At 69.8% G+C, this 22,520-nt stretch carries 21 protein-coding genes and 1 riboswitch; of the genes, 6 read left to right on the top strand and 15 right to left on the bottom strand.

All coding sequences use genetic code 11. The features are described from left to right. Nucleotides 1-262: 262 nt before the first annotated feature. Nucleotides 263-550: a hypothetical protein gene (locus EDD27_RS11720; protein ID WP_127932439.1), complete on the bottom strand. Its 288-nt coding sequence runs from the start codon at nt 548-550 to the stop codon at nt 263-265. A gap of 10 nt (nt 551-560) precedes the next feature. Continuing rightward, on the bottom strand, nt 561-827 hold the full coding sequence (locus EDD27_RS11715; RefSeq protein WP_127932438.1) for a hypothetical protein: 267 nt from the start codon (nt 825-827) through the stop codon (nt 561-563). A 173-nt stretch (nt 828-1,000) separates the two neighbouring features. Here EDD27_RS11715 and EDD27_RS11710 point away from each other — a divergent pair, with 173 nt between their 5' ends. Next, complete coding sequence (locus EDD27_RS11710; RefSeq protein ID WP_241563979.1) at nt 1,001-1,426, top strand: YbhB/YbcL family Raf kinase inhibitor-like protein; 426 nt, start codon at nt 1,001-1,003, stop codon at nt 1,424-1,426. Nucleotides 1,427-1,524: 98 nt separating this feature from the next. Here the strand turns inward: EDD27_RS11710 and EDD27_RS11705 are convergent, their stop codons facing one another. Beyond that, nucleotides 1,525-2,697, bottom strand: a complete 1,173-nt coding sequence (locus EDD27_RS11705) for a benzoate/H(+) symporter BenE family transporter (RefSeq protein WP_127932436.1) — start codon at nt 2,695-2,697, stop codon at nt 1,525-1,527. A gap of 36 nt (nt 2,698-2,733) precedes the next feature. On the opposite strand from EDD27_RS11705, the gene EDD27_RS11700 reads away from it, so the two are divergent. The 3 genes from EDD27_RS11700 (at nt 2,734) to EDD27_RS11690 (ending at nt 4,765) form a co-directional block, all read left to right on the top strand. Further along, the gene (locus tag EDD27_RS11700) at nt 2,734-3,276 is read left to right on the top strand and encodes a helix-turn-helix domain-containing protein (RefSeq protein ID WP_127932435.1); all 543 of its coding nucleotides are present in this window, start codon (nt 2,734-2,736) and stop codon (nt 3,274-3,276) included. A 191-nt stretch (nt 3,277-3,467) separates the two neighbouring features. Continuing rightward, nucleotides 3,468-4,265 carry a thymidylate synthase gene (locus EDD27_RS11695; protein ID WP_127932434.1) on the top strand — a complete coding sequence of 266 codons (798 nt, stop codon included), beginning with the start codon at nt 3,468-3,470 and terminating at the stop codon, nt 4,263-4,265. After that, nucleotides 4,262-4,765: a dihydrofolate reductase gene (locus tag EDD27_RS11690; RefSeq protein WP_127932433.1), complete on the top strand. Its 504-nt coding sequence runs from the start codon at nt 4,262-4,264 to the stop codon at nt 4,763-4,765. Before EDD27_RS11695 ends, EDD27_RS11690 begins: the two co-directional genes overlap by 4 nt. Before the next feature lie 121 nt (nt 4,766-4,886). On the opposite strand, the gene EDD27_RS11685 is transcribed toward EDD27_RS11690, so the two are convergent. From EDD27_RS11685 to EDD27_RS11635, 11 genes are all read right to left on the bottom strand, one after another. Then, nucleotides 4,887-6,806: a molybdopterin biosynthesis protein gene (locus EDD27_RS11685; protein ID WP_127932432.1), complete on the bottom strand. Its 1,920-nt coding sequence runs from the start codon at nt 6,804-6,806 to the stop codon at nt 4,887-4,889. After that, nucleotides 6,803-8,023 (bottom strand): molybdenum cofactor synthesis domain-containing protein, encoded by a 1,221-nt coding sequence (locus EDD27_RS11680; RefSeq protein WP_127932431.1) that lies wholly within the window; start codon nt 8,021-8,023, stop codon nt 6,803-6,805. The genes EDD27_RS11685 and EDD27_RS11680 overlap by 4 nt, the downstream gene beginning before the upstream one ends. After that, entirely contained in the window at nt 8,020-9,765 is a 1,746-nt protein-coding gene (locus tag EDD27_RS11675) for an NAD(P)H-dependent oxidoreductase subunit E (protein WP_127932430.1), read from the bottom strand. The genes EDD27_RS11680 and EDD27_RS11675 overlap by 4 nt, the downstream gene beginning before the upstream one ends. Then, nucleotides 9,766-12,726, bottom strand: coding sequence for a formate dehydrogenase subunit alpha (fdhF, locus tag EDD27_RS11670; protein WP_127932429.1), 2,961 nt, complete (start codon nt 12,724-12,726; stop codon nt 9,766-9,768). It abuts the gene before it with no gap. 174 nt (nt 12,727-12,900) lie between these two features. Beyond that, nucleotides 12,901-14,703 (bottom strand): aldehyde ferredoxin oxidoreductase family protein, encoded by a 1,803-nt coding sequence (locus tag EDD27_RS11665; protein ID WP_127932428.1) that lies wholly within the window; start codon nt 14,701-14,703, stop codon nt 12,901-12,903. A gap of 16 nt (nt 14,704-14,719) precedes the next feature. After that, entirely contained in the window at nt 14,720-15,565 is an 846-nt protein-coding gene (locus EDD27_RS11660; protein WP_127932427.1) for an NTP transferase domain-containing protein, read from the bottom strand. A 459-nt stretch (nt 15,566-16,024) separates the two neighbouring features. Continuing rightward, on the bottom strand, nt 16,025-16,651 hold the full coding sequence (locus tag EDD27_RS11655; protein WP_127932426.1) for a dihydrofolate reductase family protein: 627 nt from the start codon (nt 16,649-16,651) through the stop codon (nt 16,025-16,027). Then, entirely contained in the window at nt 16,648-17,124 is a 477-nt protein-coding gene (locus tag EDD27_RS11650; protein ID WP_127932425.1) for an SRPBCC domain-containing protein, read from the bottom strand. Before EDD27_RS11650 ends, EDD27_RS11655 begins: the two co-directional genes overlap by 4 nt. Continuing rightward, nucleotides 17,121-17,459 carry an ArsR/SmtB family transcription factor gene (locus EDD27_RS11645; RefSeq protein WP_127932424.1) on the bottom strand — a complete coding sequence of 113 codons (339 nt, stop codon included), beginning with the start codon at nt 17,457-17,459 and terminating at the stop codon, nt 17,121-17,123. Before EDD27_RS11645 ends, EDD27_RS11650 begins: the two co-directional genes overlap by 4 nt. Nucleotides 17,460-17,505: 46 nt before the next feature. Continuing rightward, nucleotides 17,506-18,138, bottom strand: a complete 633-nt coding sequence (locus EDD27_RS11640) for a response regulator (RefSeq protein WP_127932423.1) — start codon at nt 18,136-18,138, stop codon at nt 17,506-17,508. Next, the gene (locus EDD27_RS11635) at nt 18,135-19,262 is read right to left on the bottom strand and encodes a sensor histidine kinase (RefSeq protein ID WP_127932422.1); all 1,128 of its coding nucleotides are present in this window, start codon (nt 19,260-19,262) and stop codon (nt 18,135-18,137) included. Before EDD27_RS11635 ends, EDD27_RS11640 begins: the two co-directional genes overlap by 4 nt. A 112-nt stretch (nt 19,263-19,374) precedes the next feature. Here EDD27_RS11635 and lgt point away from each other — a divergent pair, with 112 nt between their 5' ends. After that, the gene (gene lgt, locus EDD27_RS11630; RefSeq protein WP_127932421.1) at nt 19,375-20,169 is read left to right on the top strand and encodes a prolipoprotein diacylglyceryl transferase; all 795 of its coding nucleotides are present in this window, start codon (nt 19,375-19,377) and stop codon (nt 20,167-20,169) included. Here lgt and EDD27_RS58615 read toward each other — a convergent pair. Next, the gene (locus EDD27_RS58615) at nt 20,090-20,404 is read right to left on the bottom strand and encodes a pentapeptide repeat-containing protein (RefSeq protein ID WP_421917275.1); all 315 of its coding nucleotides are present in this window, start codon (nt 20,402-20,404) and stop codon (nt 20,090-20,092) included. The genes lgt and EDD27_RS58615 overlap by 80 nt on opposite strands. Before the next feature lie 939 nt (nt 20,405-21,343). Then, nucleotides 21,344-21,485: riboswitch (cyclic di-AMP (ydaO/yuaA leader) on the top strand. 13 nt (nt 21,486-21,498) lie between these two features. Between EDD27_RS58615 and EDD27_RS11620 the strand changes: the two genes are divergently transcribed. Next, complete coding sequence (locus EDD27_RS11620; RefSeq protein WP_127932420.1) at nt 21,499-22,239, top strand: glycoside hydrolase family 25 protein; 741 nt, start codon at nt 21,499-21,501, stop codon at nt 22,237-22,239. Nucleotides 22,240-22,520: the final 281 nt, after the last annotated feature.

The following is a 22,520-nucleotide window of genomic DNA, read 5'->3' as shown; positions in this document are numbered from 1 at the left end:
CCAGAGGTTGACCTGGACAGGAAGTTACGAAGAGGCGCAGGTAATCAGCGTCCCGCTGTGGAGCCCACTTCCGGATGTAGCTCTCAGGTACTGCGGGTATCGGTCCTACCGCGTCGAGGCCCGCAGCGCCGTGCATCCCCTCCGTCGAGAGTGAAGGCGACGTGGATCCGGGCACCTCGGCGCGACACACGATGGCACGGCGGATGGCACACAGGCGGAACGCCTTCGGGGTGTATCCCTTCACTTCGACCTAAGGGCACCATCATGACGGCGCGATTGCGTCCCGTGACGCCGCGCCATCCTGCTCGGCCACCTCGCGAGCCACCGGATCGGTCACCGTGAACAATCCCGGCCCCTCTTCCCGCGCCCAGCCGCGTTCCACCAGCCGCTTCAGCTTGGACCGCAGCCCCTCCCGCTTGGCAGCCTCATCCGGCAATCCCATCGCCACCGCGATCTGCCCGGCACGCATCGCCGCACCGGCATCGGCCATGATCTCCACCACGTCCCGGCAGGCGCGCGGCAGCACCCCCGCCTTCATGCCCGCCGCCACGGCGGCACCGTCACCGCACCCAGCACCGGCGGCCGAACCGGCGCTTCACCCGCCCCGGCGAGGCCGGCCTGTCCTTCGGGCTCATCGAGCGGCCGGGCTGCTTCGCCCAGATCTCCTCCACGGTCTCCCGCGTGATCGTCAGCCGTGACAACCGGTCCTGCTCGTCCTCCAGCTGTGACGCCGGCGCGGCGATCTGCTCGTGGGTTTCCTTGATCCGTTGCCGGACCACGGCTTCACGCCGCGCCAGTTCCCCCAGCAACGAGCCCATCGTCACCACCGCCTCACACCTTTGCACTCACAGTAAAAGGCGGTTCCCGGACCAAACAGTCACGTCCGCAAAGGCCAGGTCAGACACTCACTGCAACAGAGCTACACCCTCGGATGAGCCGGACGTGTCGAACCGGACCTGCGGGGCAGCAGGGGAGCATGGCTGGGATAGCGCTACGGAGCATGGCTTTCAACGATCACGCGGTGATCCCGCACGAGCATTCCCACGAGGCCGGCGACGTCTCACCGCATCTGCAGTGGGCCGGCGTACCGGACGGGACGGCCGAGCTGGCGTTGCTGTGTGAGGATCCGGACGCCCCCGGCGGCACCTTCACCCACTGGCTGGTCGCCGGCATCCCGCCGGACACCACGGAGCTGGACGCGGGGGCCGAGCTGAAGGGGTTCGTCGCCGGCCGCAATGACTTCGGCAGTCAGGGGTACGGCGGCCCGCATCCGCCGCCGGGCGACGACCATCGTTACTTCTTCCGCCTCTACGCCCTGTCCGAGCCGACCGGCCTGGCGGACGGTTTCTCGACCGCGGACCTCCAGCGCGCGATCGAGGGAAAGGTGCTGGCCTCCGGCACGCTGGTCGGCACCTACGGCCGGTGACCGGGGCGCCCACGGGCGACGCTCAGCACGCCGGCGCGCGGGCGACGTAGCCTTTGCCGCAGGTGACAGGCGCACGGCCGCCGCCATGCCGATCCCGGCTACCTGGAGTCGGTCGGCAGGGTGGAGCGCAAGCCGGCCGCCTGAGCCCGCCGTAGCAGCAGGTGCATGAGGCCGCCCGCCACCAGGCCCCAGAAGGCCGAGCCGACGCTCAGCCAGCTCACGCCCGAGGCGGTGACCGCGAAGGTGACGACCGCGCCCTCTCTGCCGTGGGCCTCGGTGAAGGCGGACGAGAGCGCGGAGCCGAGCGCGCCGAACAGGGCGAGCCCGGCCACCGCGGTCACCAGGACGGGCGGCGACAGCAGGACCAGGGCGGCGGCCGCGCTGGACAGCAGGCCGAGACCGATCATGGAGACGCCCGCCGTGACCGAGGCGATCCACCGGCGGGAGGGGTCCGGTGCCGCCTCGGGTGAGGCGGCCAGCGCGGCGGTGATGGCGGCCAGGTTGATGGCGTGCCCGCCGAAGGGCCCGCCGAGCGCCGAGGCCGCCCCCGTCGCCAGCAGCACCCCGCGCAGCGGCGGGCGGTAGCCGTACCCGGAAAGGACGGCCATGCCGGGGACGTTCTGGGCGGCCATCGTGACCAGGAACAGCGGCACGCCGATGCCCACCACCGCGGAGAGGCTGAAGGCGGGCAGTGTGATCTCGACCACCGGCACCAGGCTGAGGTCTCCGGGAGAGTAGGCGATCGCGATGACCGCCGCCGCGGTCGCCAGCGCCCCCGGCACCGCCCACGTGCGGGCGAAGCGGTAGAGCAGCGCCCAGACCAGGATGACCGGACCGGCCAGGTACGGCACGTCGAGCATGGCTTGGACCGGCGCGAGACACAGCTTGAGCAGCACCCCGGCGAGCATCGCGGCGGCGATCGGGCCGGGGATCGCCGCGATGGCGCGGCTCAGCCACGGGATCAGACCCGCCGCCATGATGAGCAGCCCGCAGACGACGAACGCGCCCACCGCCTCTGCGAACCGGGCGTCCGCGGTCAGCAGGAGCGCGGCACCGGGAGTGGACCACGCGATCGCGATGGGCATCCGGTACCGCAGGCCCAGCACGATCGAGACGGCCCCGACGGCGACGCAGAGCGCCATCAGCCCGGAGGCGGCCTGCCGTTCGTCGGCCCCGACGGCCCGTAACCCGGCGAGGACGACGGTGAAGGAGCTGGCGAAGCCGACCAGCGCGGTCACCACTCCGGCGATGATGGGCTGCGTTCGTTCCATATATGGAACACTACACGGATCGGGCAGGATGGTCTCATGACAGCCGTGAGCGGTGACCCGCGTGAGGTCGGCAGGAAGGTGCGCCGGCTCCGGCAGGAGCGTGGGATCTCGCTGTCAGAACTGGCCAGGCGAGCCGGAGTGGGCAAGGCCACGCTGTCCGGCCTGGAGACGGGTGTCCGCAACCCGACCCTCGAGACGCTGTGGGCTGTCACGGCGCAGCTCGGCGTGCCCATCGCGGCCGTCCTCGACACCGGCCCCGCCGCGCCGGTGCTGGTGCGCGGCACGGCGGTCGAGGCCACGCTGCTGGAGGTGTTCGACGACGCGGGCGTGACCTACGAGCTCTACCGGATACGGGTGCCGCCGGGCGCCACGCAGACGTCACCCGCCCACCACAACGGCGTGACCGAGCACATCACCGTCTTCTCCGGCACGCTCAGCGCGGGTCCGCTCGACGCGCCGCTGGTGGCGGGCCCCGGCGGCTACCTCAGCTGGCGGTCCGACGTGCCGCATGGCTACGCGGCCGTGGGTGCCGAGCCGGTCCTCGCGTCGCTGCTCATCCGCTACCCGGCCACCAGCTGACCGTCGTTCACCAGCCACAGCCCGCCGTCGGCCACCACCCGGCTTGATCGTTTCGCGGACAGCGAGACGGCCTTGGACTGATCGCGCACGGTGCTGAGTCGCTGCCGATCGCTCCAAGCATGTCGAGTCCACGATGGTGCTGTCCCGGTTCGGGTTCGCCGGCGTGGGGGTGGCCACTAGACTCGACGGCCGTGGCGGACACTCAGTACGAAGACCTGTTGCGGCTGGCACTCACCTCTGGGACGGCCAAAGCCGATCGGACCGGCACCGGCACCCGAAGTGTCTTCGGGCACCAACTACGCTACGACCTCTCACAGGGGTTCCCGCTGGTCACCACCAAAAAGGTGCACCTCAGGTCCATCGTGTACGAGCTGCTGTGGTTCCTGAGCGGCAGCTCGAACGTCGGCTGGCTGCGTGAACACGGCGTCACCATCTGGGACGAATGGGCCGACGCGAACGGCGAACTCGGGCCCATCTACGGCGCGCAGTGGCGCAGCTGGCCCACCCCGGACGGCGGGCACATCGACCAGATCAGCGAGGTTCTCGACACTCTGCGCCGCGACCCGGACTCCCGTCGGATGATCGTCTCCGCTTGGAACGTCGCCGAGCTGACCAAGATGGCACTCGCGCCATGTCACGCCTTCTTCCAGTTCTACGTCGCCGACGGCAAGCTCTCCTGCCAGTTGTACCAGCGCAGCGCGGACCTGTTCCTCGGCGTGCCGTTCAACATCGCGAGCTACGCCCTGCTCACGCACATGGTGGCGCAGCAGTCCGGCCTCAAGCCGGGCGACTTCATCTGGACCGGCGGCGACTGCCACATCTACGACAACCACGTCAAGCAGGTGACCGAGCAGCTCTCGCGTACGCCGTTCGAGTTCCCCGAGCTGCGTCTGCGCCGAGCCGACTCACTTTTCGACTACGCCTACTCCGATGTGGAAGTGCTCGGCTACCAGCACCATCCGGCCATCAAAGCTCCGGTCGCGGTGTGAACGTCGGGCTGATCTGGGCGCAGACACTCGATGGCGTGATCGGCGCGGACAACGCGATTCCGTGGCGACTGCCTGAGGACATGGCGCATTTCAAGGCGACCACCCTCGGCCATTCAGTGGTGATGGGACGCAAGACGTGGGATTCACTGCCTTCGCGATTCCGCCCGCTATCCGGCAGGCGCAACATCGTGGTGACTCGCGATCCGCATTGGGTGGCCGAAGGCGCGGAACGTGCCGGGTCCATCGCCAGGGCCCTGGAACTCGCAACCGAGCCGTTGGAGCCGACCGCCTCTGCTACGGCATGGGTGATCGGCGGCGGGGAGATCTACCGTGCGGCCTTGGCATATGCCACGACGCTCTGGGTGACTGAAGTCGATACGACGGTGGACGGCGACACCTACGCCCCGATACCGGACCCGGGGTGGGAAGTCGCCGAGGACAGAGGCTGGCAGTCCTCGTCGTCCGGGCTGTGCTACCGCATCCGCAGATACACGCGGTGATGCGGCAGCCCTTCCTTGTCCGATGCCGTGACGGCCGGCTCCTTGCGGACCGCTTCCTCGTTGCGCGGGGAGGAGCGTTCTTCGCACCGGCGGCACCGGGCAGAGGCGAACGGTGTTCCAGTCAGCGAATGCGTCGCCCTGTTTCGGCACAGGAGTAACCGCCCAGCGCCTCCACGCTGGCGCGGAAATCGGGACGCTCCAAGAGCGCCCACAGCGGAGCCAGCAGTTCCTCGGCGAGCTCGCTGCTGCGGAGTACCAGGTCGTAGGGTTCCTGAGCTACCGGGATGAAGTCGAGCCCGAACGCGCGGGCGGCGGCGAGGATGCCCATGCCGGCGTCCGCCCGGCCCGCGGCCACGGCTGCGGCCACCGCGAGGTGGGTGTGTTCCTCCCGCGAATAGCCGGGCACCGCACTCGCGTCGATGCCGAGGCGTGCCAGCTCGTGGTCCAGCAGCGCCCGCGTGCCGGCGCCTCGCTGCCGGTTCACGTAACGCAGGTCGGGCCGGGTCAGGTCCTTCACCCCGGTCAGGCCGAGAGGATTGCCAGGTGCGACGATCAGTCCCTGATCCCGGTGCACCAGCCGGACCACGGCGACGTCCGCGGCCGGGCCCAGCAGCTTGTCCACATACGGCAGCGTGTACTCGCCGGTCGACGGGTCCAGCAGGTGCGACCCCGCGATGTGGCACAGTCCGTCACGCAGGGCCACGAGGCCGCCCAGCGACCCGACATTCGACGACGCCAGCGTGATCAGCGGGTCGGCGGCACGCAGTGCGGAGGCCGCGAGATCGAGCACCAGGTCGTGCGAGCCGATCGCGACGATGGTCCGGCCGATCTCGGACAGGCCACGCAGCAGTTCGACCCGGACCTGTTCACCGGCGTGGTGGCCCTCCACTCCGGAGGGCACCACGAGCAGGCCGTCAGCGCGTACGAGGGAGGTGAGCACGCCGGCGCCCCGGGGCAGCGGGGTGGCCACGAGCTGATCGCGCACCCGGCCGAGACGTACCCGCACCCAGTCGTCCATGCCGATGGCGGACGGCAGCTTCCTCGCCAGGCGTGCGATGGCGGACGGGCGTTCACGCGGCGCGGCGCCCTCCAGCTCGGCGAGGATCGGAGCCGCGAAAATGTCGAAGGTCAGCGCCGCGGACACTGGATAGCCGGGGACTCCGATCACGGGTGTCGCGGCGACCGCGCCCAGGACGACCGGGTGGCCGGGTCGCACGGCGACCCCGTGGACCGCCACGACGCCGGCGGCGGCGACCACGCGAGCGGTGTAGTCGTCCCGCCCGGCGCTCGAACCCGCGATGAGCAGCACCAGGTCGGCGTCGCGGGTGGCCTCTTCGAGCACTGCGGTGATGGCCCCGGGGTCGTCGGGGACGATCTCGGTGACCCGGGTCTCGCAGCCGGCCTGCCTCGCCTGGGCGGCCAGCATCATCGAGTTGGTGTCGAGGATGTCACCGGGGGCGAGTTCCGCTCCGATCGGGCGGATCTCGTCGCCGGTCGGCACGATCACCACGCGCGGCGCGCGGCGGACACCGAGTTCGGCCGCTCCCGCCGCCGCGCAGGCGGCGACGTCAACGGGGCGTAGCCGGTGGCCTTCCGGGAGCAGCAGCTCACCGGCACTGATGTCCTCCCCGATGGACCGGACGTGCTGGTAGGGCGGAACGGCGGCCCGGAGCTCCGCCCTGCCGTCCGCGGTGCGATGCACGTGTTCACGCATGACCACGGCGTCGTACCCGTCGGGCAGCGGGTCGCCCGTGTCGACGACCTCGAAGTCGCCGGCGGCCAGGAGCACCGGGCTGGTCTCGGCCGCGCCGACGGTGTCGGCGGCGCGTACCGCGATGCCGTCCATGGCTGCGGAGTCGAAGGCGGGTGAGGATCGCAGCGCCCACACCGGCTCGGCCGTCACCCGGCCCACGGCGGCACCGACCGCTACCCGGACCGCCTCGACCCGGGCGGGACACCCCGCCGCGGCACGTGCCTCGCGCCAGACGGCGAGGGCATGCGCCGCGGGGACATCGGAGACGAAGGGACTCTCTGCGCTCATCGGTACAGGATGACCTCTACCTCGGTGCCCGCGTCCAGGCCGGTGGCCGGTTCGGGCACGATCACGTATCCGTCTGCGCGGGTCAGGACCGACAGCAGCGCCGACGGGCCGAAGATCGGCTCCGCCACGCCGTTCCGGACCATGACCTGGACCACGTCGAGCCGGCCGGCCGCCGAGGCCAGGTCGCGGGAGAGCCGTACACGCGTGCTCGGCTGCGGCGGCGGGGCCTCGCACCCGGCGATACGCCACAGCAACGGCACCCCGACCTGCCCGAACACGACGAGCGCGGACAGCGGGTTGCCCGGCAGCCCGATGAGCGGGATCCCGGAGCACTCGGCCAGCAGCGTGGGCTTGCCCGGCTTGACGGCGATGCCGTGGCACCAGATCTCACCGATGGCGGCCACCGCGCCCGCCGTCTCGTCCCTCGCCCCGACCGACGAGCCCGCCGACACGACGACCAGGTCGGACTCGGCCACGGCCGCGACCAGCCGCTCCTTGAGCGCGCCGGGCTCGTCCGGTACGATGCCGGCGATCACCGGCTCGCCGCCCGCGTCGGCGACCAGCCCGGCCAGCGCGGAGGCGGTGGCGTCGCGCACCTGCCCGGGTGCGAGCTCCACCGTGCCGGGCGGCACCACCTCGTCCCCGGTGGAGATGATCGCCACCCGGGGGCGGCGGTGCACGGCGACCGTGGTCACCCCTGCGGCGGCGAGGAAGCCGAGGTCCGGGGCGCGCAACGGCCGGCCGCCGGGGGCCAGCACGCCGCCGGCCGCCACGTCCTCGTCCGCGCGGACGATGCCGCCGCCCGGCGCGACGGGCCGGGTGACCTCGATCGTGCCCGGCATGGTCTCCGCGGTGTACTCGACCATCACCACCGCGTCGGCGCCGGCCGGAAGCACTCCCCCGGTCGGCATCGCGACGCATCCGCCGGCCCGGACCGCCACGGTGGGCTCGGCGCCCATCCGCACCGCGCCGATCAGGTCGAGGTAGGACGGAAGCCCGTCGGAGGCGCCGTAGGTGTCCATCGCCCGGACCGCGAAGCCGTCCACGGTGGAACGTGCGAAGCCGGGCAGGGCGGCGGGCGCCGTGATGTCCGCGACGGGCACCCGGTGCAGCGCCGCCGACAGCGGGACGCGCTCCGCGGGGGTGCGATGCGCGGGCCGGAATCCGGACCGGACCTCGGCGAGGGTGCGGGCGGTGAAGAACTCCCTGCCGCTCAACGGTCCGGTTGCTCCTTCGAGCCTTCGGGCCGGGGCTGCGGGCGAGCCGTCGCGGCGCCCTTGTTCAGCCCGAGCACGGACACCACCGGGCCCAGTGCCACCTGTCCGAGCCCGCAGATCGAGGTCTTGCGCATGGTCTCCTCCAACTGCAGGATACGGCCGCTCTGCGCGTCATCGAGGGTCGAGGAGCCCGCGTCCAGCACGCCGCGCAGCAACTCGTGGGCCTTGGTGGACCCCACTCGGCAGGGCACGCATTTGCCGCACGACTCGTTGCGGAAGAAGCGCAGCACGTTCGTCGAGGCAGCCAGCAGATCAGTGCCCTCGGCGAGCACCACCAGGGCGCCGGAGCCCAGCATGGTTCCCGCCTCGGCGAGTGTCCCGAAGTCCAGCGCCAGGTCCAGCTGGTCGGGGCCGATGAAGTTGGAGGACGCTCCGCCGGGCTGCACGGCGCCGACTTGAGCGCCGCCGAGCACGCCGCCGGCGATGTCGATCAGCTGGCGCACCGTCGTGCCCATCGGCACGCAATAGACGCCGGGGCTCTCCACGTGCCCGGAGACGGCGAAGAACTTCCAGCCGACGGAGTCGCCCTCACCCTGCTCGGCCCACCATTCGGCGCCCCGTTGCAGGATCACCGGCACGTCGGCGAAGGTCTCCACCGAGTTGATCAACGTCGGACGGCCGTGCAGCCCGTAGTTGCCCGGGAAGGGCGGCTTGTTGCGCGGCTCGCCGCGGTGGCCCTCCATGCATTCCAGCAGCGCGGTCTCCTCACCGAGGATGTAGCCGCCGGGCGAGACGAAGATGTCGAGTTCGAGGCGCCGGCCGCTGCCGCAGGCGTTCTCGCCGATCACGCCGGCCTGGCGTAGTGCCGTGATCTCCGCGTGCAGCACGCGCTCCTCGGGGCCGTATTCGTGCCGGATGAAGATCCAGCCCTGCTCGGCTCCGACCACGGCCATGCCGAGGAGGAGGCCTTCGATCACCAGGTGCGGCTGATCGGTCAGGATCTGGCGGTCCTTGAACGTGCCCGGTTCGGACTCGTCGGCGTTGCAGATCGCGTACTTGACGCCGCCCGGCTCGGCGGAGGCGACCAGGCTCCACTTCTTGCCCGTCGGGAACCCGGCACCGCCCATCCCGCGCAGCCCAGAGGCCTCCAGCGTGGCCACCACGCTGTCGGCGCTCATCTCGCCGGCCAGCAGCGCGCGCAGGCTCGCGTAGCGGGTCGAGACATCCGATCCGGCCGGGTACGGATCGTTGGGCCAGGGCTCGGTCCGTCCTGTGACCGTGGCCTCGGCGAGTTCTCCGTCCCGTGCGGCGCCGACCAGGGAGTCGACGTCGGCGACCGGCGCCGGGTGCTCGTTCACGGCCAGCGCGGGGGCGATGTCGCAGCGGCCCAGGCAGGACACCTCGACGAGCTCGATCTCCGTGTCGTCGCCGTAGCGTTCGCGCACCTCGGCGATCCGGTCGTCCGCGGAGCGCAGCCAGCACGACAGGTCGTGGCACACGTTGACGGCCACCCTGGCGGGCGGGGTCGTGCGGAAGTGCGGGTAGAACGAGATGAGGCCCTCGATCTCGTAGAGCGGCCGCCGCATGGTGCGGGCCAGCTCTTCGAGCTCCTCTCGCGGCAACCAGCCCAGCCGCGCCTGGATGGCGTTGAGCGCCGGGATCAGCGACGGCCCGGGGAACTTCCCGGCCCGTGCCTCCACACCCGGCACCCGGGGACGTCCCAACTCGAAACTCAGGGTCATCTAGACACTTCCCATGTTGCTGAGGGGCTCCGCGTCTTCCACGCTCAACGCCTCGACCTGAATCGCGCAGAACTTGAACTCGGGGATCTTGCCGTAGGGGTCGATCTCGTCGATCGTCAGCAGGTTCGCCGCCGCCTCACGGAAGTGGAACGGGATGAAGCAGTTGCCCAGCTGCTCCCGGTGGGAGACGCGTACCTGCAGGGTGATGGCCCCGCGCCGGGAACGCACCCGAGCCATCTGGCCGTGCGACAGCCCCCGGTCGGCGGCGTCCTTGGGATGCATGTACACCTCGGCGATCGGCGAGATCGCGTCCAGCGCGAACGACCGCCGCGTCATCGACCCGGTGTGCCAGTGTTCGAGGAGCCGGCCGGTGTTGAGCACCAGCGGGTACTCCGCATCCGGCAACTCCTTCGCGGGCAGCCAGTGCGCCGGGACGAGATGGGCGAGGCCGTCGTCGGTGTTGAACCGCTCGTCGAACAGGACCACGGTCCCGTCGGAGTGCTCGGGATCCTCGTTGGGGTAGAGCTTGCCGGTCAGCCCGAGGTTGGCGTGGCGCAGGTTCGCGTACGACGGCATGAGCGCGACCATCTCGTCGAACACCTCGCTGGGCGAGGAGTACGACCACTCCAGCCCGATCCGCTGGGCGATGTCCTGGATGATCTCCCAGTCCACCCGTGCCTGGCCCGGCGGGTCCATCACCTTGCGGCCGAGCTGCACCCGGCGATCGGTGTTGGTGTAGCTCCCCTCCTTCTCCAGGTACGACGACGCCGGCAGGATGACGTCGGCGAACTCCGCGGTCTCGGTCAGGAAGATGTCCTGCACCACCAGGAAGTCCAGCTGCGACAGTGCCTTGCGCACCTTGTTGATGTTGGGGTCGGACAGGAACGGGTTCTCGCCCAGCATGTACATGCCGCGCACGCCGCCGGGCTTCAGCACCGACCCGATGATCTCGGTGACGGTGAGACCCCGGTTGGGGTCCAGCTCGGCGCCCCAGGCCTCCTCGAACCGCCGTCGGGCGGCCTCCCGGTCGACACCCTGGTAGTCGGGGAGGAACATGGGGATCAGTCCGGCGTCGGAGGCGCCCTGGACGTTGTTCTGCCCGCGCAGCGGGTGCAGGCCGGTCCCTGGCCTGCCCACGTTGCCGGTGATCGAGCAGAGCGCGATCAGGCAGCGGGCGTTGTCGGTGCCGGTGGTGTGCTGAGAGATGCCCATCCCCCAGTAGATGACTCCGGCCTTCGCCTCGCCCCAGACTCGCGCGACCGTACGGATCAGGTCCGCGTCGACGCCGGTGATCTGCGCGGCGCGTTCCGGCGGGTAGTCGTTGACCGTGCGGACCAGTTCCTCGAAGTTGGAGACCCGGGCCTTGATGAACTCCCGGTCGATCAGCCCCAGCCGGATCACCTCGTGCATGACCGCGTTGTAGAACGCCACGTCGGTGCCGGGCTTGACCTGGCAGTAATAGTCGGCGTGCTCGGCCACGGTGCTGGCGCGGGGGTCGACATAGATGATCTTCGTGCCGCGCCGACGGGCCTGCTTGAAGAAGGAGCTCGCGACGGGGTGGTTCGCCGTCGGATTCGACCCGGTGATGATCACCACTTCGGCGTTGGCGACGTCGCCGTACGTGGTCGAGACCGCGCCGGAGCCGACTCCCTCGAACAGTGCGGCCACCGACGAGGCGTGGCAGAGCCGGGTGCAGTGGTCGACGTTGTTGGTGCCGAAGCCGGCCCTGATCAGCTTCTGGAAGAGGTAGGCCTCCTCGTTGGAGCACTTCGCGGAGCCGAACCCCGCGATGGCGCCGGCACCCTGCTCCGCGTGGATCTCCCTCAGCCGCCGGGCGACGAGGTCGAGCGCCTCTTCCCAGGTGGCCTCGCGGAAGTGCGGCAGCACTTCGTCGTAGTCGACCAGGCCGCCGGGCTTGCGCCGGCGGTCCTTGCCGTTCTTGCTCAGCTTGGCACTGCGGCCGCCGCCACTGCGGTTGCCGCCGGCGCCGGCGCGCCCCCGGTCGTTGTCCTCGTCGCCGCGCACGTCCGCCGACAGCGGACCCTTGGGATAGGACGACTCCTTCCGGATCAGGGGCACGGTGAGCCGCTGCGGCGAGGCCGCGTAGTCCCAGCCGTACCGGCCCTTGACGCACAGCCGGCTCTTCGAGCCCGGCTGGTCGCGACCTTCGGCGAAGGCGATGGCGCCGCGTGACCGGTCGACGTAGTAGGTGAGGGCACAGCCGACGCCGCAGTACGGGCACACGCTGTCGACCGCGTCCAGCTCCTCGCGGGGCCGGATGGGGATGCCGTTGATCGCCTTGTTGGTCAGTGCGCCGGTGGGACAGGCCTGCACGCACTCGCCGCAGGTCACGCACGAGCTGGCGCCCATCGGGTCGTTGAGGTCGAAGGCGATCCTGGTCGAGTATCCCTTGCCCGAACGGCCGATGACGTCGTTGCCCTGGATGTCGTCGCAGGCCCGGACACAGCGGTCACAGAGGATGCACGCGTCGTGGTTGACCTCGATCACCGGGTTCGACGAGTCCAGTCCCCGGCCGGAACCGCACGGCAGGTCGGTGGTCTCCTTGGCCACGTCGAACCGATCGGCGAGGTCGAGGAGCAGGTTGTCGCCGGTGGTCGTCTGCTTCGGATCCTCCGCGCGCGGCGGCTGGTCGGAGATCAGCAACTCGGTCAAGGTGGCCCGGTTGCGCTCCAGCTCCGGCGTGCTCGTCTTGACCTGCATGCCGTCCTCGCAGGGGCGCACACACGCCGCGGCGAAAACCCTGCCCCCCGTGTCGACCACGCACATGCGACACACGCCCACGGGGTCATAGCGCTCGTTGTGGCACAACACTGGGATGTCGATGCCGACCTGCTTGGCCGCATCGTAGATGCTGGTGCCCTCGGGCACGGTCACGGCACGGCCGTCGATCTCGGCCGTCACAGTCCGGACGGCCGTTACCGGCTCCTCGAGAGTCGTCATCTCAACTCCGTCAGTCGAGCGGCTATTGGCATACAGAATACGGCATACAATCTGGCACTGACAATCCGCCATGCAGTCTAAAGTGTGAGCTCGACACCATTTCTCACGAAATTCGGCGTTAGTGGGAACATGGGTGGATTGTCGAGCTATGTGAACGTATGCACCGTATCCGAGTCAAGCATCGAGCAGCAGATCTTCAAGATCGGCCGCCGCGACGCGACCCTCCTCGTCCAGGCCGCGTGCGGCATAGTATCCGGCGATCATCGACCGCAGGCGGTCGGCGTCAAGCACGGCACTGCGGCCGGAGCCGAGCTCAAGCGGCGTTTCCAGCATCCGGGCCGGCAACGTGTCATCGGCCGCGGTGGCACCCTCGCGCACGTTGAAAGCCCGTTTCGCCCGGACGATCCGCCGCGCGGCGCCGCGTAGCTCGTCGGCGTCCAACGGCCATCCGGTGACCAGCCCGAGCAACCTGGCCCACTCCGTGAAGGGATCGTCGAAGACACCGCGAAGGAACTTGCACAGGATCATCGAGTCCATGACAGCGGCTCGATCCTCGGTGCCGACCGCTGCCGCGACATGGGCGGCGCCGCCGTCGAACCGGTCGAGCTCGCCCGACAGATCGGCCTCGTAGGCGCCGGACCGGTTGTGATCGGCCCCCCTGGCGTTCACCGCGAGCCCGAGCGCCATCGACTGGAGGCTTCGCGGCTCGTAACCGGGCAGCTCCATCCCCTTGACCTGCGGCGCGAAGTCGATCGAGCCGTGGCCGACCGCCTCGGCGGCCCGGCGCGAACCCTGCGCCAGCAACTCCCCCAGCCCGGGCGAGCGCGTCCCGATCGCGTCCAGTGCCCGCAACACCGCCTTGCCGTCGCCGAACCGCAGCCACGGCTCGTCGATGAGACCACGCTCGACACACTCCATGGCCCAGGCGATCGTGCCGCCCGCGGAGATGGTGTCGATCCCCAGTTCGTCGCATCGCGCGCTGGCGGCGAACACGTCATCGGGATCGGACACCCCGCACAGTGGGCCGAGCGCGAAGACGTTCTCGTACTCCATCCGCTGGCTGCCGCCGCCCTTGCGCGAGTAGATGTGCTCACAGCCGATGGAGCACGACGCGCAACTGTTACGCGCCACCCCGCGCAGCTCGTGCAGTTCCTCGGCGGCCAATCGGGGCGCGCCCTCGAACGTCGCCGCGGTGAAGTTGCGCGTGGGCAACGTGCTGACGGCGTTGAAAGCCAGGAGGTTGGCCAGGGTGCCCAGTTCCCTGTACTTGGCGGTGGCCGGTCCGAAGCTGCGCTTACGCAGGTCACGGGCAGCGGCGAGGACGCCTGCCTGATCCGCGACCGACACCTTGGTCGCGGCCCTGACCAGCACGGCCTTGATGTTCTTCGCTCCCAGCACCGCGCCCAGGCCACCCCGGCCGGCATGGCGGCCGTCATGGCTGATCGTCGCGTACCTCACTCCTCGCTCGCCCGCGGCGCCGATGGCCGCAGTGCGCCAGTTACGGCCGAACCGCGACTTCGCCGCGGTCTCGGCCTCGCCGGCCGCCAGCCCCGCCAGGTCCGGCGCCGGCTCGAGACGTACGCCGTCGCCGTCGATCAAGAGCACCGAGAGCTCGTCGGCACGACCACGGATCACCAGCGCGTCATGCCCGGTGAGCTTGCCGGAGATGGCGAACTGGCTGGAGGCGAGGGCATCGGTCAGCAATCCGGTCAACGGCGACTTGGCCACGACCGCGAATTTCGCACTGGTCGTCAACGGAGTCCCGACCAACGAGGAAAAGACGAAGGCCAACGGCGCCGCCGGAGCCAGCGGATCGACACCGGGAGGCGCCAGCCGATGCAGCAACCATGTGCCGAGCCCCACCCCGCCCAAGTAGGACCGCAACACCCGCTCTGTCAGCTCGAAGGGGGTGCCCGTAGCCTCCCGGCCACCGACGTCGACGAGCAACGCTCGTCCGAAGAAACCACCAGGCGCCATGTTCAGACCCTAAGCCTCATCCGCCGGCGTCCGCGGACAGGAAGGAAACGATGTCGCCCGCGACCAGAGGCAGCAACTCATCCCGGGTGATCTGATCGCCGTTGACCGCGGCTATGACATGGCGGTCCAACGCCAGCCCGACCGAGGCGGCTGCGGCTCCAAGCGTGGCGGCCCGGACACCTTTCGGCCGGTGCCCGCCTTTCTTCGCCAGCGCCCCGAAACACTCGACCACGATCTCCGGTGGAAGCCGATCACGTGCCGCCGCATAGTCCTCCGGGGTGTTGACGTTCACCACGGATTCCAGCATCGGATCATGCCGGGCGATTGCCGTGTCCGCGAGCAGCTGCTCGTCGCTCAGTTGAGCCACTTCGCAGTGCTTGAAGAGCATGCCCGGCCGGAGGTCGCCCTCGGCGAGGAGATCCGCGACCAGCCCGGCCAGGGCGGTCCGGTAACCGGCCGCCAGCGGTTGCCGGAAACCACGTGCCACGGGCAGCAAGACGTCGGGCCCCGAGGCCAGGCCGCGCAGGACGCACCGGACGAAAGCCGGATGGAGAAACGGCAGGTCGGTGGAGCATACGAAGGCGATCTCGGCCCGGTCCGCCACCGCTGCCAGCCCCACGGCCAGGCCCTGCATGGGGCCCAGTCCTTCCACAGGGTCCTCGACCACGGTGACCCCCGAGGGCAGTGGCGGCAACTCCTGCCCAGGGGCGGCCACCACGACGACCGGGCCGCCGACCGTCCTGGCGAGCACCGCGGTGGCGCGATACAACAACGTGGAACCATGCCACTCCAGCCAGGCCTTCGGCTTCCCCATCCGTGTGGAGCGCCCGCCCGCAAGCACAACGCCCGCAGCAGTCTGCATGCCCGCATGCTAAGCCACCGCTCAACCACCTCTACCGACGCCACCCCTTCACCCGGACGGGCCGCCGGGTGGCGCCGTCGTCGGCGGACGTCTCCGGGCGGAGCTTCGTGACCTTCCCGGACTCACCCTCGATCCAGATCGGCAACCTGCACTCCGTCGGCTAGTTCGGCCGGATCCCGGCGACGATGCGCCACCACACGCTCGCGAAGCTCGGGCGGGTCGGGGGACGGACGTCCCGTGACTCGATCCTCTCAGGGAATCGAGCCTCCAACAGACCCGGGGCGACTCACTGCGTACCGTCCCAGATCCGATCAAGACCCAAGCGGATCATCGCGCGCTTGGAGCAGGGCGCGTAGCCGGAGGTCGTGGGCGGCTTGCCGGAGCGGCCGTAGCCGCGCAGGTCCGGGCAGACATCGTGTGGTGCGGGGCGAGGCGGCTCGCCGCATCGTTATCCCTGCCTCAGAGGAAGGCGGTGACGCCCTCGTAGTCGCCTCGGGGTGCTCGGCCTGACGTCTCGTACTCGAGGAGCAGCAGGCCGGTCGGCGTCGCCTCATGATGGACCAGGCGGAGACCGGACGTGGTGCCCGGACCGCCCAGCAGGCGGCGGCCGGCTCGGAGGACTGCGGGCGCGACCACGAGGCGAAGCGTGTCGATCAGGCCCGCTGCCAGGAGCGTGTCCCCCAGGCGGGCGCTGCCGTGGATCTGAAGTTCTCGTCCCGACCGCGCCTTGAGCTCGGTGACCGCCTGGATCGGGTCGCCTCCGAGCATGGTCGTGGGATGCCAGGTTCCCTCGGTGAGGGTGTTGGACACGACGTACTTCGGCAGCGTGTTCATCCGTTCGGCGAACGGATCGGCCGGGTCGGTGATCTTGGGCCAGTCGCGCGCGAACGCTTCGTAGGTGCGCCGGCCGAGCAGCAGACCGCCGGCGAGGTCGAGCCAGCCGGAGGCGCGCTGGACGAACGTCGCGTCTATGTGGGGCACGAGCCAGCCGCCGAGGGCGAAGCCGTCGCTGGTGTCCTCGTCCGGAGAGCCAGGTCCCTGGCTGACCCCGTCCAGCGTGACGAACTCGGTGAGGGTGATCCTCATCGCGGGACCGTGCTCTCAGCGAAGGCGGCCAACTGGCCGGCGACCGTGCCCCAGCCCTCGGCGAAGCCGAGCTTCTCGTGGTGGGCGCGGGATTCCGGGTCGCCGTGCCGTACGAGAATCCGGTAGTCCGTGCCGTCCGGGTGATCGTTCAGCGTGATCGTGGCGGTCATCGCAACCGGGGCGGGGTTCGCGGGACGCCACGTGCTGGTGATCGCATTGGTGAACACGATCCGCTCGAGTTCGTCGACGGCGAGGAAGCACGCGTCCAGATGCGGGACGAACTCGGCCCCGCCGTCACTCAAGCGCGTCACGAACGCTCCCCCGGGTCGCAGGTCCAGACGGTCCACCCGGCAGCGGGACGGAGCCGGCACCCACCACTGCTCGAGCCGGGACGGATCCGTCCAAGCCCGCCACACGGTCGCGCGCGGGGCGCGGATGACCCGCTCCAGAGCAAGGTCGAGATCGGGGTTCACTGCCTGTTCGCCTTCGGGTCGGTGACGAACCGCTCCAGGCGGTCGGTGCGCTCCTCCCAGATGCGGCGCTGCTCCGCCAGCCAGTCGTCGACGAGGGCGAGTCGCTCGCGGTTGAGCACGCACGTGCGCACCCGGCCGGACTTGACCGTGCGGATGAGCCCGTTCGATTCGAGCATCCGGACGTGCTTCATGAACGACGGGAGGGTCATCGGGAACTCGCGGGCCAGGTCGCCGACGCTCGCGGGCCCGTGACCCAGGCGCCGGACGACGGCGCGCCGAGTCGGGTCGGCGAGGGTGACGAACACGCCGTCCAGTGTCGCCGAATACTGTGCCATGAGGCTAAGTATTGCGGCCCGCGATAGTTAGCGCAAGGGCTAAGTATTAGCCACGGAGCCGGATGATCCCCCGCGTGGCCGCCACGGTCACGGCAGCGGTGCGGTCATCGACACCGAGCTTGGCGAAGATGTGCAGCAGGTGAGTCTTGACCGTGGCCTCGCTGATGCACAGGTGGGCGGCGATGGCCTTGTTGCTCATTCCCTGGGCGACCGCGCCGAGAACCTCGATCTCCCGGCCGCTGAGTGCGCCGGGCGTTTCGGCACGCGCCCACGACAACACCCGGCTCGCTATCGCGGGCGAGAGGGCGCTCTCCCCTCGGGCCGCCGCCCTGATGGCGTCGAACAGCTGCTCACGGCGGGTGTCTTTGAGCAGGTAGCCAATGGCTCCCGCGTCGATGGCACGTGAGATGTCGCCGTCGGTGTCGTAAGTGGTCAAGACGATCACTCTGGCACCGGGGTCGTGCCGGCGGATCCGGCTGATCGCCGTCGCGCCGTCGACCTCGGGCATCTGCAGGTCCATCAGGGTGACGTCGGGCCGCAGATCGCGCGCCAGCCGTACGGCTTCTGTGCCTGAGACCGCCTCGCCGACCACCTCCAGATCGTCCTGAGTGCCGAGCATCGCCCGGATGCCGTCGCGGACCACCGGATGATCGTCGGCGATCAGGACGCGGACGGTCATCGCGCCACCGCCGGGAGGCTGGCCACGACCGTGGTGCCCTCCCCCGATGTGCTCTCCACGAGTAACGTGCCGCCGAGTTGCTCCATCCGCTCGAGCATGATCAACAGGCCGTGGCCGGAGGCGGCCCGCTCGGGATCGAAGCCGTCGCCGTCGTCGTGAACATCCAGCACGACCAGGTCCTCCATGTACGACAGGGTCAGCGTAACCTGCTCGGCGCGGGCATGGCGGCGAACATTGGCGACCGCCTCCTGCGCCACGCGCAGCAGCTCCGCCTGGGCGTGCGCGTCCAGGGGCCGCAGCGTCCCGGTGATCACGGTGTGCGCCTCGATGCCGGTCTCGTCGGCCAGGCGGCCGGACAGCCGCCGCAGGGCCTCCGGCAGGCCGCCCTCGTCGAGCTCGCCGGGTCGCAGCGCCCGCACCACCCGGCGGCTTTCCGCAAGGTTCTCCCTGGCCGCCCGTAACGCCTGGGTCAGGTGCTTGTTGTCCGGCGACGTCTCTTGCGCCGCCTCCAGCAGCATCACCACGCTGGCGAACCCCTGGGTCAGGCTGTCGTGGATGTCGCGGGCCAACCGCTGCCGCTCGGCTGCCACGCCCGCCTGCCGCTCGGCCACCGCCCGCGCCTCCTGCGCGGCCTGCAGCCGGTCGATGAGCCGCTGGCGCTCGGCGCTCTGCCGGGCCACCGAATAGAAGTACCCGACCGCGGTGGCCGCGCTGATCGCGATCAGCGCGGTGATGGCGATCTCGGTCCAGGTGATCGACCCGCTCTCGTGGTAGCGATGCCACAACCAGCCTCCGGCGCACGACACCACCGCGACCAGCCCGACGCGCACGGCGTCCATGCAGTACGGCACGAGCACGCTCAGGCAGACCACCAGGAAGGAGGAGTCGACGGCGAACAGCCCCAGCCAGAGCAACCCGCCGCCGAGCACATACGGCAGGGGCACATCGCCCGAGGGCGGCGTCCGCAGCACGAACCACGCCGCGTACCACGCGGCCAGGCCGCCCACCAACAAGACCGGGAGGACCTGACCCACCTCCATCAGAGGTCCGGCCGAGGTCAGCACCAGCCAGGAGGCGAAGAAGGCGTGCTGCCACCGGCGCCGCGACCGCTCCCAGGACTCCACGGCACCGACGATAATCAGCCGCCCGTCGGCTCGGCATCAACCAGTCGACTGACCTTGCGATCGGTGTCCTGCTCGATGTGCGCGCAGCCGTACGGAAACCAGACTCGACGGCGTGACAGCCATCCCCAGCCCGTCCCAAGCCGTCTGGCACCTCGGCCCGCTCCCTATCCGCGCTTACTCCCTTCTGATGGTGCTCGCCATCGCCGTCGGCATCTGGGTGACCCAGCGCCGCTGGTCCGCCCGCGGCGGCAGGCACGGCGCGGTCGGGGACATCGCCACCTGGGCCGTGCCGTTCGGCATCGTCGGCGCCCGGCTCTACCACGTGGCCACCGACTGGCAGCAGTACTTCGGTCCCGGCAAGGACCCCCTGCGTGCTTTCGCGATCTGGGAGGGCGGAATCAGCATCTGGGGCGCCGTCGCCGGTGGCGCTGTGGGCGCATGGCTGGCCTGCCGCCGGCGCGGCATCGCGCTGCGCGACTTCGCCGACGCCGCCGCACCCGGGATCGCGCTCGGGCAGGCGATCGCCCGCTGGGGGAACTGGTTCAACCAGGAGCTGTACGGCGGGCCGACCACACTGCCTTGGGCGCTGGAGATCGACCCCACCCACCGGCCGCCGGGCATGGAGTCCACGGCCACCTACCATCCGGCCTTCCTCTACGAGTCGCTGTGGAACCTGGGCGTGGCCGGCTTCGTCGTCTGGGCCGAGCGGCGCTTCCAGCTCGAGCGCGGCCGGACGTTCGCGCTGTACGTCGCGGCCTACACCGCAGGTCGCGCCTGGATCGAGTGGCTGCGCATCGATCCAGCCCCCCACATCCTCGGGCTGCGCTTCAACGTCTGGACCGCGCTGCTGGTCTTCGGGGCGGCGGCTGCCTACCTGACTGCCGCTCGCAAGGTACGCAACCCCTGATCCCGATCCTGTAGGACGAGGTCGAACCGGACGCTGTCGAGGGCGACCCGCCGCCGCGCCGCCACGATCGCTGATCGTCGTCGCGGCCGTCGCCCTGATGGCGTCGGCTTCCTGCCACGTCAGGCAGGTCAAGCACACCGTCCAGTTCTGTGCGGTCGAAGGCTGCCCCCGTGATCAGCGCATCAGTGAGCCTGGCCTCGTCGAGGATCGCGTCTGACAGATCCGCGGTCGCCAGGCGGGCGCGAGTGAGGTTGCCTTCAGCGATGCCGCCGCCTTCTCGACCTGCCCGTGCCCGTCACTGTCATGGGTGTTGACTTGGGCGAGAGGGAAAGCTCGCGCACGAACGCTGCAAGCACCTCCATCACGGCCGGATGATCGCACGCCGAGTCACGCCGTCGGTGTCCACTGTGATCCGGACGAGGTTCTTCGCGCCCTTGCTCGTGATCACCGCGGTCACCGGTTCGGCTCGGACCTGGCCGGTTTCCGGGTCGGTGGCCAGGACGCGATCGCCGACGTCGACCTCTTCGATGGGTTCTGCTCTTCGGACGGCTGATGGGGCACGCCGCGTTCAGCGCCGGTCCACCGGCCTGGGAGCCGAGGATGTTCAGCGCGGTCTCCCCGCAGGCACCCAGATCGCCGCTGGTGAAACGCTGGATTCCCGCAGTGATACCGAGCTCGTCAGCGGAGATCTTCGCGACGGCCGGAATCGCGTCGATGAGGAGCTGGAGTTGCCGATCCACCTCCGCCTGCGCGGCTCGTCAGTGCGGCTTCTGCCTCCTGCTTGCGCTTGGCCTTGCAGGCGACGCTCTTGGGCTTGACGCACGGGTCGCTCGGGCCGGCGTAACTCCGACCCATGAACGGTATGCGACAGCACCCTGACGTCTATCGCGTCGTACGCCGGAGGCCTCTCACCCACGTCGAGAAGCCTGGCCGGCACGCCCCCGAGTTAGGGATGTTCGCTTACCGTCCCGGTGTATCCGCGGTCATGGAGTCGGGCAGCGGCGAAGTGTTCTTCACAAATCCTCCTTGAACCCAAGGAGTCAGCCGCACGGCAGACAGTCTCTCCGACTAGAAGTTTGCCAACTTGTCACGCCTTTGGTTAGTGCGTTATCTTTTGCCGCATACGTCCGGTTTGTCCGGTCGTTGTTTTGACCATCGCATGACATCACAGGCTCATCTGTGACCGCTGAATCCGCCCACGGGCGGAACCGGGGACCCACCGTACTTCCTTGGGGTGAATTGGCACCGGCGTGCCATAGGGCAGCTTCCACGCCCGAACCCGTCAGCTAACCCGGTAAGCGGTATGGAAGCAAGGAGAACTCCCTACCGATGGCCGATCATCGTCTCAACTCCACCCCAAAAATCAACTTCGCCCGAGTGGCCAGCCATATGGTCGCCCCGGGCATGCCGCGCAGGCTCGCGGCAACGGCGTTGCTGGCCATGACCACCGCCGTAGCGGCTACGTCCGTCGCCGATCCCGCGCACGCCAACGACCTCCCCTACGGTCAGGACGTCTCCAACTACCAGGCGACGCACGACTGGGCCGCCAGCGGCGCCAAGTTCGGCATCGTCAAGGCGACCGAGGGTAGCGATTTCACCGACCGCGCCTTCGTCCGCCACTGGACCGAGATGGCCAAGCGGAACATCGTGCGCGGCGCCTACCACTACGGCCATCCGGCCAACGACCCCATCGTCGAGGCAGACTTCTTCCTGTCCGTGGTGAACAAGCAGCCGGCCAAGCCAGGTGACCTCCTGGCCCTGGACCTGGAGACCACCGACGGCCAATCCGTCGCCGACGTCAACGCCTGGGCCAAGAAGTGGCTGGAGCGAGTGAAGGCCAAGACCGGGATCACCCCGCTGTTCTACTCCAGTTGGAACTTCGCCAATACGTACGGTCAAGGCCTCGGCCAGTATCCGTTGTGGGTCGCCCACTACGGCAAGGCCAAAGGCACGGTCACGCCGCCCGCGCCTTGGAAGAGGTGGACCATCCATCAGTACACCGACAGCCCCGTGGACCAGAACGTCTCCGCTGTTCACTCGGACCAGCTCCGCGCCCTGGGCCGTAAGTAACCAGAGTCCTTCGACGCGCGGCACGCCACACCGTGCCGCGCGTCGCCGCGCGGACGGTGCGCAGGCAAACGCCGAGCCCCGGCGGTCTCGCCGACAACGGAACCAAGGGCAAGCGGGCGCGATGAAATCAATCCGGGTCGGCACGGAAGCCTGATCCCGCAAATGGACCGGCTTGGGGCGGTCATCGATCAGCCATCGGCGACGCACTTCCGGTTTCGGGGGGCCGCAGCGGCTGGTGGGGCCAAGGTGACGGCCAATGACATCGGCGCCGCTTCCACATC

It is taken from the genome of Nonomuraea polychroma (genome assembly GCF_004011505.1).
Classification (GTDB): Bacteria; Actinomycetota; Actinomycetes; order Streptosporangiales; family Streptosporangiaceae; genus Nonomuraea; species Nonomuraea polychroma.
Note: the sequence above shows the minus strand (reverse complement) of the source record. Positions and strands in the feature narration are given on the sequence as shown.

What these genes read in the sequence shown, in the direction of transcription:
- EDD27_RS11710 (WP_241563979.1), top strand. Translation starts at nt 1,001, where the DNA reads ATGGCTTTCAACGATCACGCGGTGATCCCGCACGAGCATTCCCACGAG.
- EDD27_RS11705 (WP_127932436.1), bottom strand. Translation starts at nt 2,697, where the DNA reads ATGGAACGAACGCAGCCCATCATCGCCGGAGTGGTGACCGCGCTGGTC.
- EDD27_RS11700 (WP_127932435.1), top strand. Translation starts at nt 2,734, where the DNA reads ATGACAGCCGTGAGCGGTGACCCGCGTGAGGTCGGCAGGAAGGTGCGC.
- EDD27_RS11685 (WP_127932432.1), bottom strand. Translation starts at nt 6,806, where the DNA reads ATGAGCGCAGAGAGTCCCTTCGTCTCCGATGTCCCCGCGGCGCATGCC.
- EDD27_RS11675 (WP_127932430.1), bottom strand. Translation starts at nt 9,765, where the DNA reads ATGACCCTGAGTTTCGAGTTGGGACGTCCCCGGGTGCCGGGTGTGGAG.
- fdhF (WP_127932429.1), bottom strand. Translation starts at nt 12,726, where the DNA reads ATGACGACTCTCGAGGAGCCGGTAACGGCCGTCCGGACTGTGACGGCC.
- EDD27_RS11665 (WP_127932428.1), bottom strand. Translation starts at nt 14,703, where the DNA reads ATGGCGCCTGGTGGTTTCTTCGGACGAGCGTTGCTCGTCGACGTCGGT.
- EDD27_RS11660 (WP_127932427.1), bottom strand. Translation starts at nt 15,565, where the DNA reads ATGCAGACTGCTGCGGGCGTTGTGCTTGCGGGCGGGCGCTCCACACGG.
- EDD27_RS11655 (WP_127932426.1), bottom strand. Translation starts at nt 16,651, where the DNA reads ATGAGGATCACCCTCACCGAGTTCGTCACGCTGGACGGGGTCAGCCAG.
- EDD27_RS11645 (WP_127932424.1), bottom strand. Translation starts at nt 17,459, where the DNA reads ATGGCACAGTATTCGGCGACACTGGACGGCGTGTTCGTCACCCTCGCC.
- EDD27_RS11640 (WP_127932423.1), bottom strand. Translation starts at nt 18,138, where the DNA reads ATGACCGTCCGCGTCCTGATCGCCGACGATCATCCGGTGGTCCGCGAC.
- EDD27_RS11620 (WP_127932420.1), top strand. Translation starts at nt 21,499, where the DNA reads ATGGCCGATCATCGTCTCAACTCCACCCCAAAAATCAACTTCGCCCGA.